The sequence below is a fragment of the Franconibacter pulveris genome (assembly GCF_056780215.1).
This window is the reverse complement of record NZ_CM165555.1, coordinates 303479-321300: the sequence shown is the minus strand read 5'-3', so window position 1 is coordinate 321300 and position 17822 is coordinate 303479. Positions and strand designations below refer to the sequence as shown.

Sequence of the window (17822 nt, the reverse complement as noted above, 5' to 3'; positions counted from 1 at the left end):
GGCTACACATAAAGGCCCAACAGGCCAGCAGACCATACTGGCATAATCCCCCCTGGCGGAAAAGGCGAGCGACGGCAACTTGAGACATGTTCACTATCAACTCCTCCGATGAGTAGTACGACGGTTGCATTATCGCCAAATAAAACGAAAATTATTTCCACGATACAGAAAAGGAGGCCGCCATGGTCGCTGCTGTTCCCGCTAAACGCGGCAAGAAACCCCGCGCCGCCGCCGCTGCGCCGCAGGCCACCGGTCAGGTGCAGTCGCTGACGCGCGGGCTGAAGTTACTGGAATGGATCGCCGAATCGCAGGGCAGCGTGGCGCTGACGGAACTTGCCCAGCAGGCAGGCTTGCCTAACTCCACCACCCACCGTCTGCTCACCACGATGCAGCAACTGGGTTTCGTGCGCCAGGTTGGCGACCTCGGGCACTGGGCGATTGGCGCCCACGCTTTTATGGTCGGCAGCAGCTTTTTGCAAAGCCGCAATTTGCTGGCGATTGTGCATCCCATTCTGCGTAAGCTGATGGAGAGCTCCGGCGAAACGGTCAACCTCGCGGTACTGGATAAAAGCGATCATCAGGCGATTATTATCGATCAGGTGCAGTGCACCCAACTGATGCGCATGTCCGCCCCTATCGGCGGTAAGCTGCCGATGCACGCCTCCGGCGCGGGCAAGGCGTTTTTATCGCAGCTAAGCGACGAAGAGGTGACCAGCCTGCTGCACCGCCAGGGGCTTCACACCTACACCCATGCGACGCTGGTTTCGCCGTTGCATCTGAAAGAAGATTTGGCCCAGACCCGCAAGCGCGGCTACTCCTTCGATGACGAAGAGCATGCGCTGGGGCTGCGCTGCGTGGCGGCCTGTATTTACGATGAGCATCATGAAGCCTTCGCCGCGATTTCCATCTCCGGCCCGGTTTCGCGCATTACCGACGACCGCGTAACGGAGCTGGGGGCGCTGGTTATCAAAGCGGCGAAAGAGGTGACGCTGGCTTACGGCGGAATGCGTTAATTTTTAAACAGTTTATAATGACCCCCCGAAATTATTTTTCACTTAAGGGTCTTTATGGAAAAGGATATTCACGATCGCCGTCCGGTCAGAACGCGCGATACCCGCTGGGCGGCGTCAGCTGCCCGAACGCTGCAACGTTTGGGATGTACGCCAAACGCCATTTCGCTGTTTAGCATCGTTTTCTCGCTGCTCTCCGCGCTCTGTTTTATCGCTGTCTGGCAGCTTGAATCTTTATGGATGCAGCGCCTGCTGCTGCTTATCGCCGCCGCAGGCATTCAGGGGCGGCTTATCTGTAACTTGCTTGACGGCATGGTCGCTGTAGAAGGCGGCCTGCGCAGCCCGGCAGGCGCTATTTATAACGAGCTCCCGGACCGCATCTCCGATACCGTGTTGTTTCTCGGCACCGGGTATGGCCTTACCCGGCTTAACGGCGCCGCTGAGCTGGCGTGGGCGGCCTCGCTGTTGGCGTTATTTACCGCCTATGTTCGTTTGCTGGGCGGAACATGCGGCCTCGCTCAGCGTTTTAGCGGACCGATGGCCAAGCAACACCGCATGGCGGTGCTCACCGCGGCTGCTCTTGTTGGCGCATTGCTGCCCGTCTGGGGAGAAGTCTCGCTGTTTGGCGCACTGGCCATCATTGCGCTTGGCGCGGCCTGGACCATCGTCAGACGTACCCGTACGATTTTAAAAGCGCTTCAACAGCAGGAGGCGTAATGAGCCGCTTTTTCTCACCTGATAAAACGCTGGTGCGCGCCGTGCTGGTCACCCTCTGCCGCCTGCTGACCGGCGTCAGAGCGTTCTGGCACCAGCCGCCGGATCAAACCCGACCTGCCATTTATTACGCCAACCACAGCAGCCACCTTGATGGGCTGGTTATCTGGGCGAGCCTGCCAAAAGCGCTTCGCGACCGGGCCCATCCGGTCGCTGCGGCAGATTACTGGCAGAAAACGTGGCTGCGCCGTTATCTGGCCTCGCGTATTTTTAACGTCGTGCTGGTGGAGCGTAACCGCCCGCAAGCAGAAGCGGAAAGTGCACGCGATCCACTGGAGACGCTGGTATTAACGCTGGAAAAAGGCGATTCGCTGATTTTTTTCCCCGAAGGCACCCGGGGAGACGGCGAAGCGCTGGCAGCCTTTAAAAGCGGGCTGTATCACCTTGCCCGACGGGCGCCGCAGGCGCAGCTGGTACCGGTATGGCTGGAGAACATGAACCGTGTGCTGCCGAAAGGTTCGCGTCTGGTGGTGCCGGTGATTTGTACCGCAACGTTCGGCCTGCCTGAACCCACACCGGTTGATGATGAAACAAAGACGGCATTTTTAGCCCGGACGAAAACGGCGCTGGAGGCGCTGGCAAATGATTAAAATGGATCACGAGCTTACCCTGCTGCTGAGCGGGCTGTTTGGGTTGTTAGTGGTGGCAAGCGTTATAGGCTTTTTACTGTCGCTGCGCCACCAGAATGAGACCATTGCCAACCTGAACGCACGTATCCGCGCGTGGTGGTTAATGTGTACTGTCTCGGTTATTGCCATGCTGATTGGCCCTGTCGGCTCGGTGGTGCTGTTTGCGTTGATGTCCTTTTTTGCGTTGCGCGAATGTATCACGCTAATGCCGACCCGACGCGGGGATCATGAAGCGCTCTTCTGGTGTTTCTTTATTATTTTCCCGCTCCATTATCTCCTGGTCGGCATTCAGTGGTATGCCGTGTTTGTCATTTTCATTCCGGTCTATGCTTTTTTGTTTATTCCGGCACGCATCGCTGTCGCTGGAGATACCCGACACTTCCTTGAGCGCAGCGCCAAAATTCAGTGGAGCCTGATGATGGCGGTCTACTGCGTGAGCCATGCCCCCGCGCTGTTAATGCTGGACATTCCGGGCTACGCGGGCGAGAACATCAAGCTGGTGCTGTTCATGATGATTGTGGTGCAGATTTCCGATGTGCTGCAGTATGTTTTCGGCAAACTGTGGGGCAAGCGCCCCATTGTGCCGAAGCTTAGTCCCAACAAAACGGTGGAGGGCTTCGTGGGCGGCATTTTAAGCGCAAGTTTGGTGGGCGCCGGGCTGTGGTGGATAACGCCGTTTAATCCTCTGCAAGCCTTTGTCATCTCACTGCTTATCACACTGCTGGGCTTCACCGGCGGGCTTTGCATGTCCGCTATCAAACGCGATCGGGGGGTTAAAGATTTCGGTGCTATGCTGGAGGGGCACGGCGGCATGATGGATCGCATCGATTCGCTCTGCTTCGCCGCGCCGGTTTTCTTCCACGTGGTGCGTTATTACTTCACCTGACGTTATCCCGCCTGCCGCAGCACGCCGTAGCGTATGCAAAAACGCTGGTGCCTGCGGTAGGCGTAAACATCTTCCACATGCCCTTCGCGAATGCGCGCCTGAAGCGACTGCCAGTAAGCTGCGCTGAAAAGCTCGCTGTGCATCTCCTCAAACAGCGGACCGATTTGCGGGTCGGCGCAAAGCCAGTGGCGGAACTCCTCGGGGAAAACGTCGCCCGGCGCTACGCTGTACCAGGGCTCGGCGCTCAGTTCATCTTCCGGATAGCGCGGCGGCGGGATATCCCGAAAATTCACCTCGGTCATATAGCAAATTTCGTCGTAGTCATAGAACACTACCCGTCCGTGGCGGGTTACGCCGAAATTTTTAAACAGCATGTCGCCCGGGAAGATATTCGCGGCGGCGAGTTGCCGGATGGCGTTGCCATACTCCTCTACCGCATCGCGCAGCTGCTGGCCGCTTGCCTGCTCCAGCCACAGGTTCAGCGGCACCATACGCCGCTCAATATAGAGATGGCTGATGACTATCCTGTCGCCCAGATCGGTGAGCTTGCGCGGCGCTTCCTGTTGCAGCAGCGCCAGCAGCGGTGGGCTTATCTGGCTTTTCGTCAGCACGAAGTTTTCAAACTCCTGGGTATCCGCCATCCGCCCGACGCGATCATGCTCTTTTACCAGTTGATAGCAGGCGCGAACGTGCGCTTCGGTCATCTCTTTCTGCGGCGCGAAGCGGTCTTTAATCACTTTAAATACCCGATCAAAGCCCGGCAGCGTGAAGACCAGCATGACCATGCCGCGAATGCCGGGCGCCTCAATAAACTGCTCGTCGGTGCGGGTGATGTAGTTGAGGTATTCGCGGTAGCTCTCAGTTTTGCCGTGCTTCTGGCAGCCTATCGCCATGTAAAGCTCGGCGGTGGTTTTGCCCGGCAGGATCTCCCGCAGCCACTCCACCAGCGCGGCGGGCAGCGGCGCGTAGACCATAAAATAAGAGCGGGCGAAACCGAAAACGATGCTCGCCTCGGCGCTGGTGGTCAGGCAGGCGTCAACAAACAATTCGCCCTCTTCCGTGCGGTGAATAGGCAGCAGAAACGGCAGCGTGCCGCCCGGCAGCACCAGCTTGCCCACCAGCCAGGCCGCCTTGTTGCGGTAGAAGAGCTCATTCGCCACCTGCAAATGCGCGTTTTGCAGCATCTGCGCCCCGAGGGTTTCGGTGAGGTGCGCGATAATATAGCCCACATCCCGCGCGAGGTTTTGCCAGCGCAAGCGCAGCGGGAGATCGCTAAGCAGCGTGGTAAGCAATTCCCGCCATCCCTGCTGCGGATAGAAGTCTTTCGCCAGCGGACGGGGAATGGTGCGAAAGCGCCGTTCGGGCTGCGAGCTGAAGATAAACAGCCGTTCAGGGCTGAGCGAGCGATGGTCGAAAAGCCGGCAATAGACAGAGTTGAAAAAGCTTTCGGCAATCTCGAAACGCGGGTAGTCGGGCAACAGCGCGGTGTAATGCTGTTTAACGCGCAGCAGAAAGTCAGCGTCAGCGCCTTTCCCCTCGGTAATGCACTTTAGCTGCTCCACCACCAGGCCAACGTGATGATCGTAAAGGTGGATACGGCTTTTCATCGCCTGCTGGACGGCGTACCAGTCAGCCTGCTCGAAGCGCTGCTGCGCGCCGGAGGTCACCTCCAGAAAGCGCCCGTACTGGGCGTCGAAGCCCTGCAGAATGGTTTGAGCGACAAGCAGTTCCAGTCCACGCGACATAGACAGGCTCCTGGTGTGAAGATGAAAGAAACAACGTTGCGGCCCTGTTTGCGCCGTGTCCTGCCCCCTGCCAGGAAGGGAAAGGCGGAGCGACTGAGCTGAGCCCACAGAGCATGGCGGCTGGCGCTTACCCGCTCTGCGCGCTTCTCCCACCGGAAAGAGGGAACAGGTCAGCGCGCCTTTTCCCTCTCCCGTTAAGGGAGAGGGCCGGGCGAGGGTTTGCCGCTAGAACTGCGCTTCCTCTGTCGAGCCGGTCAGCGCCGTGACGGACGACGCGCCGCCCTGGATAATGGTGGTCACGTTGTCGAAATAGCCGGTGCCCACCTCCTGCTGATGCGAAACGAAGGTGTATCCTTCTTTCCCGGCCGCGAATTCCGGCTGCTGCACCTTCTCAACGTAGTGCTTCATCCCTTCGCCCTGCGCATAGGCATGCGCCAGGTCAAACATGTTGAACCACATGCTGTGAATCCCCGCGAGCGTGATGAACTGGTATTTGTAGCCCATGTCCGACAGCTGCTGCTGGAAGCTGGCGATGGTTTTATCATCCAGATTCTTCTGCCAGTTAAACGAAGGCGAGCAGTTGTAGGCGAGCAGCTTGCCGGGGAAACGGGCATGAATCGCTTCGGCGAAGCGCCTGGCCTGAGCGAGATCGGGCGTGGACGTTTCACACCATACCAGGTCGGCATAAGGGGCATACGCCAGCCCCCGGCTGATAGCCTGCTCTACGCCCGCACGAGTGCGGTAAAAGCCTTCGCTGGTGCGCTCGCCGGTAATGAATTCACTGTCGTAGGGGTCGCAATCGGAGGTAATCAGATCCGCCGCGTCGGCGTCGGTGCGGGCGATTAACAGCGTCGGCACGCCCATCACATCTGCCGCCAGGCGCGCCGCCACCAGCTTCTGAATAGCTTCCTGAGTCGGCACCAGCACTTTCCCGCCCATATGACCGCACTTTTTCACCGAGGCGAGCTGATCTTCAAAATGCACCGCCGCCGCGCCCGCTTCGATCATTGATTTCATCAGTTCAAAAGCGTTCAGCACGCCGCCAAATCCCGCTTCGGCATCCGCCACGATCGGCAGGAAATAATCGACATAGCGCGGATCGCCCGGCTCAATGCCAGCAGCCCACTGGATCTGATCCGCGCGGCGAAACGTATTGTTGATCCGCTCCACGACCGAAGGCACGGAGTTGGCCGGATAGAGCGATTGATCCGGGTACATGCTGGACGCCAGGTTAGCATCGGCCGCGACCTGCCAGCCGGAAAGGTAAACCGCCTCAATACCCGCTTTCGCCTGTTGCAGCGCCTGGCCGCCGGTCAACGCGCCGAGGCTGTTGATATAGCCTTTTTTCGCTTCGCCATGCAGCAAACGCCACATTTTCGCCGCGCCCAGCTGCGCCAGCGTGCATTCCGGGTTCACCGAGCCGCGCAGCTTAACCACTTCCTGCGCGCTGTAAGGACGACGGATCCCTTCCCAGCGCGGTTGTTGCCATTCCTGCTCTAACTGCTCAATCTGTTGGGTACGTGTCGTTTTCATAGGCAGATGCTCCTTATTCGTAGGGTGGCGTAGGGTCAGGCCAGCAGGCGGTAACCTGGCAGCGTGAGGAAGTCGATAAGCTCGTCCGAGGTGGTGATTTGCTCCATCAGGCGCGCGGCCTCTACAAAGCGGCCATAGCTGAAGCGCTGTTCGCCCAGCTCTTCCTGGATGACCTGCATCTCTTCGGCGAGCATCTGGCGGAAGAGATCTTTGGTCACCAGCTTGCCGTTGCTTAAGGTTTTCTGATGGTGGATCCACTGCCAGATAGAGGTACGGGAGATCTCCGCCGTCGCGGCGTCTTCCATCAGGCCGTAAATCGGCACGCAGCCGTTGCCTGAAATCCAGGCTTCGATGTACTGCACCGCCACGCGGATATTGGCGCGCATCCCCTCTTCTGTACGCTCGCCTTCGCAAGGCGCCAGCAGCGCTTGCGCAGTAATGGGCGCATCTTCTTCCCGGGTGACGCGCAGCTGGTTTTTGTTTTCCCCCAGCGCCTTGTCAAAGACCGCCATCACCGTATCGCCGAGCCCGGGATGCGCAATCCAGGTGCCGTCGTGGCCATTGTTCGCTTCGAGCTCTTTATCCGCTTTGACCTTATTCAGCACCCAGTCGTTACGCTGGCTATCTTTGCTCGGGATAAACGCCGCCATACCCCCCATCGCGAAAGCGCCGCGGCGGTGGCAGGTTTTAATCAGCAGCCGCGAATACGCATTCAGGAAGGGTTTATCCATCGTCACGCTCTGGCGGTCCGGCAGCACCCGGTCCGGGTGGTTCCTGAGCGTTTTGATGTAGCTGAAAATGTAATCCCAGCGGCCGCAGTTAAGACCCACGATGTGGTCGCGCATCGCATAAAGGATCTCGTCCATCTGGAAAACCGCCGGCAGCGTTTCGATTAACAAGGTTGCTTTGATGGTGCCGCGCGGCAGGCTGAAGCGGTCTTCGGTATAGCTGAAAACCTCGCTCCACCAGGCGGCCTCCTGCCATGACTGGGTTTTCGGCAGGTAGAAATAGGGGCCGCTGCCTTTGGCGAGCAGGGTTTCGTGGTTGTGGAAAAAATAGAGCGCGAAGTCGAACAGGCTGCCGGGGATCGCTTCACCGCGCCACGTAACATGTTTTTCCGGGAGGTGCAGGCCGCGCACCCGGCAGATCAACACCGCAGGCTCGGGCTTCAGTTGGTAGATTTTGCCAGCTTCACTGGTCCAGGTGATGGTGCCTTTCACCGCATCCCGCAGGTTGATCTGCCCGTCGATCACTTTCTCCCAGTTTGGCGCCAGCGAGTCTTCAAAATCGGCCATGAATACTTTCACATTGGCGTTTAGCGCATTGATCACCATTTTGCGCTCTACAGGGCCGGTGATCTCAACGCGGCGATCCTGTAAGTCCTCTGGAATACCGCGAATAGTCCATTCACTTTCTCTTATGGAAGCCGTTTCCGAAATAAAATCGGGCAGTTTGCCGGCATCAATTTCCTGCTGTACCTGCGTTCTGGCGGCTAACAGCTTGTTACGCTGCGGCGTAAAGCGGGCAACCAGTTCGCTTAAAAACTCAACGGCTTCAGGCGTCAGTATTTGCCGTTCCCGCTCGCTAAGAGGCTGGTTGAATGCCAGTTCGGTGGTGGTGGCTTGCTGATTCATGACTGCGATCCTCTCTGTTGATCCGTGGAAGAAAGACGCGATCGCGAACGAAACCAAAGGCGTGCGTTTTTCGTTCAGCAGGAATAAGAGTAATCAAACCATTTTCAAAATCAAAAACAATTTCCATTTTTAATTTAAAATCAATATAAACTACTGATTTTAATGAATTTAAAATTTATTGGGCAATTGGATGGGTTTTTAAAACAAAAAAGGCGCCCGCAGGCGCCTGTTATGGGAAGCTGAATCGCTTAATCCAGCGTGGGATTCATATGACGAAGATCGTATGGCGTGATCTGGTAGACGAAGTAATTAAGCCAGTTCGTAAAGAGTAAATTTCCATGGCTACGCCATGTTGCGCGAGGTTTGTTTTGCGGATCGTTGTTCGGGAAGTAGTTGTAAGGCACCTGCGGGTCCAGGCCCGCTTCGACGTCGCGGAAATACTCGCTCGCAAGCGTATTAGCGTCATATTCCGGATGGCCGGTAACAAAGGCGATGCGTTTGTCTTTGCTGGCGAACAGGTAAGCGTCCCCCTCTTCCGATTCGGCAAGAATATCGAGGTCGGTATAATCGCGAATAAGCGAGGCCGGAAAATCCGCGTAGCGCGAATGCGGCGCCAGAAACGTATCATCAAAACCTTTCGTCAGCAGCGCATGAGGCTGGGTGATGTGGTGCTCATAAACGCCAGACAGCTTCTCTTTACGGGTCTGCTTTGGGATACCGTAAAGGATATTCAACGCCGCCTGAACCGCCCAGCAGACAAACAGCGTCGACGTAACGTGATCTTTCGCCCACTCCAGCACCTGCTGGATTTGCGGCCAATAGGCGACGTCATTAAACTCAACCAGGCCCAACGGCGCGCCGGTGACGATAAGCCCGTCAAAGTTCTGATCGCAAATATCTTCAAAGTTACAGTAAAAGTTATTCAGATGCTCAGCGGGCGTGTTGCGGGACTCGCGGCTGTCGATGCGCAAAAGTTGAATATCCAGCTGCAACGGGGAGTTTGAGAGTAAACGCAGGAACTGGTTTTCCGTCTCAATTTTTTTCGGCATCAGGTTGAGTATCAGGACCTTAAGCGGACGGATCTCCTGATTAATGGCGCGTGATGTGGTCATCACAAAGACATTTTCCTGACGCAGAAAATTGACGGCTGGTAACTCATCAGGTACCCGAATAGGCATAACCTTATTTCCTCACTGCATACGTTTAAACGTTTAGACATCCAGATAGCTGACAATAACCAGGTTCGACGTGAATGTCGAGCCTGCATGCTGAAGGTGAGAAAGTTTCAAGAACCGGGAAAGCTTAGAACAAAAACGCAATAAGAAGGAGCTCGCGATGAGCATAACGATACGCCGTGCCCGGCGTGATGAAGGAAAAGCACTGGGTGATATCTGGTGTCGTTCGGTCGATGCTACCCATACTTTTTTGCAGCCTGCAGATCGTATCGAAATCGAAAAACAGGTGCGGGCATTTCTGCCGGACGCTCCGCTTTGGGTCGCCGTTACGTCCGATGACGCCCCTGTGGCTTTTATGCTGTTATCAGGAGCGCATATGCACGCGTTATTCGTCGATCCGGATTTTCGCGGCAAGGGCGTGGGTCGTATGCTGATTGCCCATGCGCTTTCTTATGCCCCTGAACTGACAACCGACGTTAATGAACAGAACGCGCAGGCAGTCGTTTTTTATCAGAATATGGGATTCAACATTACGGGACGCAGCGAAAGAGACAGCGAAGGCAGGCCATATCCTCTGCTGCACCTTCGCTATCAGCGCTGATTTGTGCTTTGCGCAAGCAACGCTCGCACGGCATCGTCAGTTCGCGACTGCACAGCGCAGGCTACCACCATTTGACGATATCGCATAGCCGATGCGCCGGCTGCCATTTCCATGATGGCGCGCTCCTCAACCTGTGACAACCCGCCCTCGTTAAGCTCCAGCGCGTCGATAACGATGTCGTATCGTCGGCGGCGGACAAACCGGTCCAGCAGGCCTTGTGGCTTAACCTGCTCAATCAGGTCCCGTAAAACTTTTTCTGCAGCGAAGAAGGCGCCGATAAGGATACGCTGGTTACTGAATGAGCCATGACCCACCGCTTCCCGTCCGGTATCAAGATCGCGCAGACTCATACGATTTTTACGAATGGTGACGTACAGGATATTCATAAAGCTGCCCTGCTTTATTCTTTTTAATTAAAGGTGATGATTGTATCGGGCAACAGGGCAATGTGCGAAGTTTTGTTGATTTATCAGGCGTGAGTATAGAGGCAGGAAAAGGCGTGGCTGTACCGCTGAAAAGCAAAAAGCCCATCCGTGAGGATGGGCTTTTCACCTGTTTGATGCCTGGCAGTTCCCTACTCTCGCATGGGGAGACCCCACACTACCATCGGCGCTACGGCGTTTCACTTCTGAGTTCGGCATGGGGTCAGGTGGGACCACCGCGCTACGGCCGCCAGGCAGATTCTGTTCACTCACCGCTTGCGCCATGAGTGGTTATCCGTCACAAGCTGAATTTCTCAAATGCACGCCAAAACATCTTCGGCGTTGTAAGGTTAAGCCTCACGGTTCATTAGTACCGGTTAGCTCAACGCATCGCTGCGCTTACACACCCGGCCTATCAACGTCGTCGTCTTCAACGTTCCTTCAGGAGACTCAAAGTCTCAGGGAGAACTCATCTCGGGGCAAGTTTCGTGCTTAGATGCTTTCAGCACTTATCTCTTCCGCATTTAGCTACCGGGCAGTGCCATTGGCATGACAACCCGAACACCAGTGATGCGTTCACTCCGGTCCTCTCGTACTAGGAGCAACCCCCCTCAATTCTCCAGCGCCCACGGCAGATAGGGACCGAACTGTCTCACGACGTTCTAAACCCAGCTCGCGTACCACTTTAAATGGCGAACAGCCATACCCTTGGGACCTACTTCAGCCCCAGGATGTGATGAGCCGACATCGAGGTGCCAAACACCGCCGTCGATATGAACTCTTGGGCGGTATCAGCCTGTTATCCCCGGAGTACCTTTTATCCGTTGAGCGATGGCCCTTCCATACAGAACCACCGGATCACTATGACCTGCTTTCGCACCTGCTCGAGCCGTCACTCTCGCAGTCAAGCCAGCTTATGCCATTGCACTAACCTCCTGATGTCCGACCAGGATTAGCTGACCTTCGTACTCCTCCGTTACACTTTGGGAGGAGACCGCCCCAGTCAAACTACCCACCAGACACTGTCCCCACGCCGGATCACGGCGCCAGGTTAGAACATCAAACATTAAAGGGTGGTATTTCAAGGTTGGCTCCACGCAGACTGGCGTCCACGCTTCAAAGCCTCCCACCTATCCTACACATCAAGGCTCAATGTTCAGTGTCAAGCTGTAGTAAAGGTTCACGGGGTCTTTCCGTCTTGCCGCGGGTACACTGCATCTTCACAGCGAGTTCAATTTCACTGAGTCTCGGGTGGAGACAGCCTGGCCATCATTACGCCATTCGTGCAGGTCGGAACTTACCCGACAAGGAATTTCGCTACCTTAGGACCGTTATAGTTACGGCCGCCGTTTACCGGGGCTTCGATCAGGAGCTTCTCTTGCGATAACCCCATCAATTAACCTTCCGGCACCGGGCAGGCGTCACACCGTATACGTCCACTTTCGTGTTTGCACAGTGCTGTGTTTTTAATAAACAGTTGCAGCCAGCTGGTATCTTCGACTGGTTTCAGCTCCGCGAGCAAGTCGCTTCACCTACGCACCAGCGTGCCTTCTCCCGAAGTTACGGCACCATTTTGCCTAGTTCCTTCACCCGAGTTCTCTCAAGCGCCTTGGTATTCTCTACCTGACCACCTGTGTCGGTTTGGGGTACGATTTCGTGTTACCTGATGCTTAGAGGCTTTTCCTGGAAGCAGGGCATTTGTTGCTTCAGCACCGTGGTGCCTCGTCATCACGCCTCAGTGTTAAAGTGAACCGGATTTACCTGGAACACCCACCTACACGCTTAAACCGGGACAACCGTCGCCCGGCCAACATAGCCTTCTCCGTCCCCCCTTCGCAGTAACACCAAGTACAGGAATATTAACCTGTTTCCCATCGACTACGCCTTTCGGCCTCGCCTTAGGGGTCGACTCACCCTGCCCCGATTAACGTTGGACAGGAACCCTTGGTCTTCCGGCGAGCGGGCTTTTCACCCGCTTTATCGTTACTTATGTCAGCATTCGCACTTCTGATACCTCCAGCAGACCTCACAGTCCACCTTCGACGGCTTACAGAACGCTCCCCTACCCAACAACACACAGTGTTGCTGCCGCAGCTTCGGTGCATGGTTTAGCCCCGTTACATCTTCCGCGCAGGCCGACTCGACCAGTGAGCTATTACGCTTTCTTTAAATGATGGCTGCTTCTAAGCCAACATCCTGGCTGTCTGGGCCTTCCCACATCGTTTCCCACTTAACCATGACTTTGGGACCTTAGCTGGCGGTCTGGGTTGTTTCCCTCTTCACGACGGACGTTAGCACCCGCCGTGTGTCTCCCGTGATAACATTCTCCGGTATTCGCAGTTTGCATCGGGTTGGTAAGCCGGGATGGCCCCCTAGCCGAAACAGTGCTCTACCCCCGGAGATGAGTTCACGAGGCGCTACCTAAATAGCTTTCGGGGAGAACCAGCTATCTCCCGGTTTGATTGGCCTTTCACCCCCAGCCACAGGTCATCCGCTAATTTTTCAACATTAGTCGGTTCGGTCCTCCAGTTAGTGTTACCCAACCTTCAACCTGCCCATGGCTAGATCACCGGGTTTCGGGTCTATACCCTGCAACTTAACGCCCGGTTAAGACTCGGTTTCCCTTCGGCTCCCCTATACGGTTAACCTTGCTACAGAATATAAGTCGCTGACCCATTATACAAAAGGTACGCAGTCACCCTCTTACGAAGGCTCCCACTGCTTGTACGTACACGGTTTCAGGTTCTGTTTCACTCCCCTCGCCGGGGTTCTTTTCGCCTTTCCCTCACGGTACTGGTTCACTATCGGTCAGTCAGGAGTATTTAGCCTTGGAGGATGGTCCCCCCATCTTCAGACAGGATATCACGTGTCCCGCCCTACTCATCGAGCTCACAGCCTGTGTGCCTTCGTGTACGGGACTTTCACCCTGTATCGTGCGACTTTCCAGACGCTTCCACTGACACACAAGCTGATTCAGGCTCTGGGCTGTTCCCCGTTCGCTCGCCGCTACTGGGGGAATCTCGGTTGATTTCTTTTCCTCGGGGTACTTAGATGTTTCAGTTCCCCCGGTTCGCCTCGTTAGCCTATGTATTCAGCTAACGATAGTGCAACGGATTGCACTGGGTTTCCCCATTCGGACATCGTCGGTTATAACGCCTCATATCAGCTTACCGACGCTTTTCGCAGATTAGCACGTCCTTCATCGCCTCTGACTGCCAGGGCATCCACCGTGTACGCTTAGTCGCTTAACCTCACAACCCGAAGATGTTTCCTGAGAATCATCATCGTGCTGCAAGCATTTGAGAGACTCGAACATATCGTGCGTCATTCCTTATTACGGAGGAATGCGACGACATGTCGTTTCAATTTTCAGCTTGTTCCGGATTGTTAAAGAGCAAATACTTCGCAGTATACTCACCGAGTACACTCTGAAGTGATGGTGGAGCTATGCGGGATCGAACCGCAGACCTCCTGCGTGCAAAGCAGGCGCTCTCCCAGCTGAGCTATAGCCCCATACAGTAGTTAAAACCTCTGCAACTCAAAAGAGTTGGTAGGCCTGAGTGGACTTGAACCACCGACCTCACCCTTATCAGGGGTGCGCTCTAACCACCTGAGCTACAAGCCTGTAGAGGTTTTACTGCTCGTTTTTCGTCAGACAATCTGTGTGAGCACTTCAGGGAGGTATCTTTAAGGTAAGGAGGTGATCCAACCGCAGGTTCCCCTACGGTTACCTTGTTACGACTTCACCCCAGTCATGAATCACAAAGTGGTAAGCGCCCTCCCGAAGGTTAAGCTACCTACTTCTTTTGCAACCCACTCCCATGGTGTGACGGGCGGTGTGTACAAGGCCCGGGAACGTATTCACCGTGGCATTCTGATCCACGATTACTAGCGATTCCGACTTCATGGAGTCGAGTTGCAGACTCCAATCCGGACTACGACGCACTTTATGAGGTCCGCTTGCTCTCGCGAGGTCGCTTCTCTTTGTATGCGCCATTGTAGCACGTGTGTAGCCCTGGCCGTAAGGGCCATGATGACTTGACGTCATCCCCACCTTCCTCCGGTTTATCACCGGCAGTCTCCTTTGAGTTCCCGGCCTAACCGCTGGCAACAAAGGATAAGGGTTGCGCTCGTTGCGGGACTTAACCCAACATTTCACAACACGAGCTGACGACAGCCATGCAGCACCTGTCTCAGAGTTCCCGAAGGCACCAATCCATCTCTGGAAAGTTCTCTGGATGTCAAGGCCAGGTAAGGTTCTTCGCGTTGCATCGAATTAAACCACATGCTCCACCGCTTGTGCGGGCCCCCGTCAATTCATTTGAGTTTTAACCTTGCGGCCGTACTCCCCAGGCGGTCGACTTAACGCGTTAGCTCCGGAAGCCACGCCTCAAGGGCACAACCTCCAAGTCGACATCGTTTACGGCGTGGACTACCAGGGTATCTAATCCTGTTTGCTCCCCACGCTTTCGCACCTGAGCGTCAGTCTTCGTCCAGGGGGCCGCCTTCGCCACCGGTATTCCTCCAGATCTCTACGCATTTCACCGCTACACCTGGAATTCTACCCCCCTCTACGAGACTCAAGCCTGCCAGTTTCAAATGCAGTTCCCGGGTTGAGCCCGGGGATTTCACATCTGACTTAACAGACCGCCTGCGTGCGCTTTACGCCCAGTAATTCCGATTAACGCTTGCACCCTCCGTATTACCGCGGCTGCTGGCACGGAGTTAGCCGGTGCTTCTTCTGTGAGTAACGTCAATCGCGATGCGTATTAAGCATCACGCCTTCCTCCTCACTGAAAGTACTTTACAACCCGAAGGCCTTCTTCATACACGCGGCATGGCTGCATCAGGCTTGCGCCCATTGTGCAATATTCCCCACTGCTGCCTCCCGTAGGAGTCTGGACCGTGTCTCAGTTCCAGTGTGGCTGGTCATCCTCTCAGACCAGCTAGGGATCGTCGCCTAGGTGAGCCGTTACCCCACCTACAAGCTAATCCCATCTGGGCACATCTGATGGCATGAGGCCCGAAGGTCCCCCACTTTGGTCTTGCGACGTTATGCGGTATTAGCCACCGTTTCCAGTGGTTATCCCCCTCCATCAGGCAGTTTCCCAGACATTACTCACCCGTCCGCCGCTCGCCGGCAAAGTAGCAAGCTACTTCCCGCTGCCGCTCGACTTGCATGTGTTAGGCCTGCCGCCAGCGTTCAATCTGAGCCATGATCAAACTCTTCAATTAAAGTTTGATGCTCAATGAATTAAACTTCGTAATGAATTACGTGTTCACTCATGAGACTTGCTAATCATTTATCGTCCGAAGACGTTAAGATATCGCAGCCCTGAGTGCCCACACAGATTGTCTGACAAATTGTTAAAGAGCAGTGCGACGCGGCATTCAGCCTGCTGTCGCGAGGTGGCGTATATTACGCTTTCCTCTTTCAGAGTCAACCCTTAATTTCAGGATTTTTTCTCTTCCGACTCACCGTCGCTGTGTGATGTTGTTCACCAGCGCCGTGTCGATGGAGGCGCATTATAGGGAGTTCTCTTTTCGTCGCAACAGGAAAATGACACAAAAATGACTGACTGCTGAATTCCCCAGCAAAACCCGCCCTTATACCCTTTTATATACAGAGTTATCCACAAACCCAGCTGAACCCGAAATTTTGCGAGCGCCGCGCAAACGTTTTCGTTACAATGTCACCCCGATGACAAGGATGCCCCTTTCGGGGCGTTAGCTGAGTTTTGCGAGAAGAAATGTGCAATATTCAGCTAACGCTCTTTGCAATGAACCAAAATCCAGGGGATTTAATACCATGCAACAACGTCGTCCTGTACGCCGCGCTCTGCTCAGCGTTTCTGATAAAGCCGGTATCGTCGAATTTGCCCAGGCGCTCTCTCAACGTGGCGTCGAGCTGCTCTCTACAGGCGGCACCGCGCGTCTGCTGGCGCAAGCGGGTCTGCCGGTCACCGAAGTCTCTGACTATACCGGTTTCCCGGAAATGATGGATGGACGCGTCAAAACCCTGCATCCCAAAGTACATGGCGGCATCCTCGGCCGCCGCGGTCAGGATGATGAGATAATGGCGCAGCACGCCATCTCCCCTATCGATATGGTGGTCGTCAACCTTTATCCCTTTGCCCAGACCGTTGCCCGTGAAGGCTGTACGCTGGAAGACGCGGTAGAAAATATTGATATCGGCGGCCCGACGATGGTCCGCTCCGCCGCCAAGAACCATAAAGATGTCGCTATTGTGGTTAAGAGCAGCGACTACGAAGCCATTATTAATGAGCTGGACGCGAACGAAGGCTCGCTCACGCTTGAAACCCGTTTCGACCTTGCGATTAAAGCTTTCGAGCATACCGCCGCTTATGACGGCATGATTGCCAACTACTTCGGCAGCCTCGTGCCCGCCTATCACGGTGAGACGAAAGAGCCAGCCGGTCGTTTCCCGCGCACGCTGAACCTGAGCTTTATTAAAAAGCAGGATATGCGTTACGGCGAGAACAGCCACCAGCAAGCCGCCTTCTATATAGAAGAAGAGATAAAAGAGGCTTCCGTTGCAACCGCGCAGCAGGTGCAGGGCAAAGCGCTCTCTTATAACAACATCGCAGACACCGACGCGGCGCTGGAATGCGTAAAAGAGTTTAGCGAACCGGCCTGCGTCATCGTTAAACATGCCAACCCGTGCGGCGTGGCGGTGAGCAACTCTATTCTGGAAGCTTACGACCGCGCCTATAAAACCGACCCAACGTCCGCCTTCGGCGGCATTATCGCTTTCAACCGCGAGCTGGATGCGCAAACCGCGCAGGCAATTATCTCCCGCCAGTTTGTAGAAGTGATTATCGCCCCGTCCGCCAGCGAAGAAGCGCTGAAAATCACCGCGGCTAAACAGAACGTACGCGTGCTGGTTTGCGGCGAGTGGCAATCCCGCGTAGCGGGCCTTGATTTCAAACGCGTGAATGGCGGGCTGCTGGTACAGGACCGCGACCTGGGCATGGTGACCGAAGGCGATCTGCGCGTAGTGACGAAACGCCAGCCGACCGAACAGGAACTGCGCGACGCGCTGTTCTGCTGGAAAGTCGCAAAGTTTGTGAAGTCTAACGCTATTGTTTATGCGAAAGAGAACATGACCATCGGCATCGGCGCGGGTCAGATGAGCCGCGTTTACTCGGCCAAAATCGCCGGCATTAAAGCGGGGGATGAAGGGCTGGAAGTAAAAGGCTCCGCCATGGCCTCTGACGCGTTCTTCCCGTTCCGCGACGGCATCGACGCAGCAGCAGCCGTAGGCGTGACCTGCGTGATCCAGCCGGGCGGATCTATTCGCGACGATGAAGTTATCGCTGCGGCAGATGAGCACGGCCTTGCAATGATCTTCACCGACATGCGTCATTTCCGTCATTAATCAGGGAGCGTAAC

The 17822-nt window shown here is 55.4% G+C and carries 11 protein-coding genes, 2 tRNA genes and 3 rRNA genes; 6 read left to right on the top strand and 10 right to left on the bottom strand.

Annotation, left to right across the window (positions count from 1 at the left end; all coding sequences use genetic code 11):
* Positions 1-182 precede the first annotated feature (182 nt).
* Genes iclR through ACU4F7_RS01600 form a run of 4 tightly spaced genes read left to right on the top strand, consistent with a single transcriptional unit; the run spans position 183 to position 3299 of the window.
* Positions 183-1013, top strand: a complete 831-nt coding sequence (gene iclR / locus ACU4F7_RS01615; RefSeq protein ID WP_481637901.1) for a glyoxylate bypass operon transcriptional repressor IclR — start codon at positions 183-185, stop codon at positions 1011-1013.
* A gap of 54 nt (positions 1014-1067) precedes the next feature.
* A complete protein-coding gene (locus ACU4F7_RS01610; RefSeq protein ID WP_481637900.1) occupies positions 1068-1727 on the top strand; it encodes a CDP-alcohol phosphatidyltransferase family protein in 660 nt (219 codons plus the stop codon).
* Entirely contained in the window at positions 1727-2374 is a 648-nt protein-coding gene (locus tag ACU4F7_RS01605) for a lysophospholipid acyltransferase family protein (protein ID WP_481637899.1), read from the top strand. The genes ACU4F7_RS01610 and ACU4F7_RS01605 overlap by 1 nt, the downstream gene beginning before the upstream one ends.
* Positions 2367-3299 (top strand): phosphatidate cytidylyltransferase, encoded by a 933-nt coding sequence (locus ACU4F7_RS01600; protein WP_481637898.1) that lies wholly within the window; start codon positions 2367-2369, stop codon positions 3297-3299. The genes ACU4F7_RS01605 and ACU4F7_RS01600 overlap by 8 nt, the downstream gene beginning before the upstream one ends.
* A gap of 2 nt (positions 3300-3301) precedes the next feature.
* On the opposite strand, the gene aceK is transcribed toward ACU4F7_RS01600, so the two are convergent.
* From aceK to metA, 4 genes are all read right to left on the bottom strand, one after another.
* Positions 3302-5044, bottom strand: a complete 1743-nt coding sequence (aceK, locus tag ACU4F7_RS01595; RefSeq protein ID WP_481637897.1) for a bifunctional isocitrate dehydrogenase kinase/phosphatase — start codon at positions 5042-5044, stop codon at positions 3302-3304.
* A 225-nt stretch (positions 5045-5269) separates the two neighbouring features.
* On the bottom strand, positions 5270-6577 hold the full coding sequence (aceA, locus tag ACU4F7_RS01590; RefSeq protein ID WP_029593194.1) for an isocitrate lyase: 1308 nt from the start codon (positions 6575-6577) through the stop codon (positions 5270-5272).
* 35 nt (positions 6578-6612) lie between these two features.
* On the bottom strand, positions 6613-8211 hold the full coding sequence (gene aceB, locus ACU4F7_RS01585; protein WP_481637896.1) for a malate synthase A: 1599 nt from the start codon (positions 8209-8211) through the stop codon (positions 6613-6615).
* Positions 8212-8459: 248 nt separating this feature from the next.
* Positions 8460-9389 (bottom strand): homoserine O-acetyltransferase MetA, encoded by a 930-nt coding sequence (gene metA / locus ACU4F7_RS01580; protein ID WP_024557349.1) that lies wholly within the window; start codon positions 9387-9389, stop codon positions 8460-8462.
* Positions 9390-9546: 157 nt separating this feature from the next.
* On the opposite strand from metA, the gene ACU4F7_RS01575 reads away from it, so the two are divergent.
* Positions 9547-9987, top strand: coding sequence for an acetyltransferase (locus ACU4F7_RS01575; RefSeq protein WP_481637895.1), 441 nt, complete (start codon positions 9547-9549; stop codon positions 9985-9987).
* Here the strand turns inward: ACU4F7_RS01575 and ACU4F7_RS01570 are convergent.
* The 6 genes from ACU4F7_RS01570 to ACU4F7_RS01545 all read right to left on the bottom strand — a co-directional run bounded on the left by ACU4F7_RS01570 (position 9978) and on the right by ACU4F7_RS01545 (position 15644).
* Positions 9978-10373, bottom strand: a complete 396-nt coding sequence (locus ACU4F7_RS01570; RefSeq protein ID WP_481637894.1) for a YjaA family stress response protein — start codon at positions 10371-10373, stop codon at positions 9978-9980. The genes ACU4F7_RS01575 and ACU4F7_RS01570 overlap by 10 nt on opposite strands.
* Positions 10374-10548: 175 nt before the next feature.
* Positions 10549-10664: ribosomal RNA gene (gene rrf / locus ACU4F7_RS01565) — 5S ribosomal RNA — on the bottom strand.
* 91 nt (positions 10665-10755) lie between these two features.
* Positions 10756-13660, bottom strand: a 23S ribosomal RNA gene (locus ACU4F7_RS01560).
* A gap of 186 nt (positions 13661-13846) precedes the next feature.
* A tRNA-Ala gene (locus tag ACU4F7_RS01555) sits at positions 13847-13922 on the bottom strand.
* Positions 13923-13957: 35 nt separating this feature from the next.
* Positions 13958-14034, bottom strand: a tRNA-Ile gene (locus tag ACU4F7_RS01550).
* Positions 14035-14102: 68 nt separating this feature from the next.
* Positions 14103-15644 (bottom strand): 16S ribosomal RNA (locus tag ACU4F7_RS01545).
* Together the 16S, 23S and 5S rRNA genes with 2 tRNA genes alongside form the textbook arrangement of a ribosomal RNA operon.
* 574 nt (positions 15645-16218) lie before the next feature.
* Here ACU4F7_RS01545 and purH point away from each other — a divergent pair.
* A complete protein-coding gene (gene purH / locus ACU4F7_RS01540; protein ID WP_024558448.1) occupies positions 16219-17808 on the top strand; it encodes a bifunctional phosphoribosylaminoimidazolecarboxamide formyltransferase/IMP cyclohydrolase in 1590 nt (529 codons plus the stop codon).
* Positions 17809-17822 lie beyond the last annotated feature (14 nt).

Coding starts and splice junctions, on each gene's coding strand:
- iclR (WP_481637901.1), top strand. CDS start 183: ATGGTCGCTGCTGTTCCCGCTAAACGCGGCAAGAAACCCCGCGCCGCC.
- ACU4F7_RS01610 (WP_481637900.1), top strand. CDS start 1,068: ATGGAAAAGGATATTCACGATCGCCGTCCGGTCAGAACGCGCGATACC.
- ACU4F7_RS01605 (WP_481637899.1), top strand. CDS start 1,727: ATGAGCCGCTTTTTCTCACCTGATAAAACGCTGGTGCGCGCCGTGCTG.
- ACU4F7_RS01600 (WP_481637898.1), top strand. CDS start 2,367: ATGATTAAAATGGATCACGAGCTTACCCTGCTGCTGAGCGGGCTGTTT.
- aceK (WP_481637897.1), bottom strand. CDS start 5,044: ATGTCGCGTGGACTGGAACTGCTTGTCGCTCAAACCATTCTGCAGGGC.
- aceA (WP_029593194.1), bottom strand. CDS start 6,577: ATGAAAACGACACGTACCCAACAGATTGAGCAGTTAGAGCAGGAATGG.
- aceB (WP_481637896.1), bottom strand. CDS start 8,211: ATGAATCAGCAAGCCACCACCACCGAACTGGCATTCAACCAGCCTCTT.
- metA (WP_024557349.1), bottom strand. CDS start 9,389: ATGCCTATTCGGGTACCTGATGAGTTACCAGCCGTCAATTTTCTGCGT.
- ACU4F7_RS01575 (WP_481637895.1), top strand. CDS start 9,547: ATGAGCATAACGATACGCCGTGCCCGGCGTGATGAAGGAAAAGCACTG.
- ACU4F7_RS01570 (WP_481637894.1), bottom strand. CDS start 10,373: ATGAATATCCTGTACGTCACCATTCGTAAAAATCGTATGAGTCTGCGC.
- purH (WP_024558448.1), top strand. CDS start 16,219: ATGCAACAACGTCGTCCTGTACGCCGCGCTCTGCTCAGCGTTTCTGAT.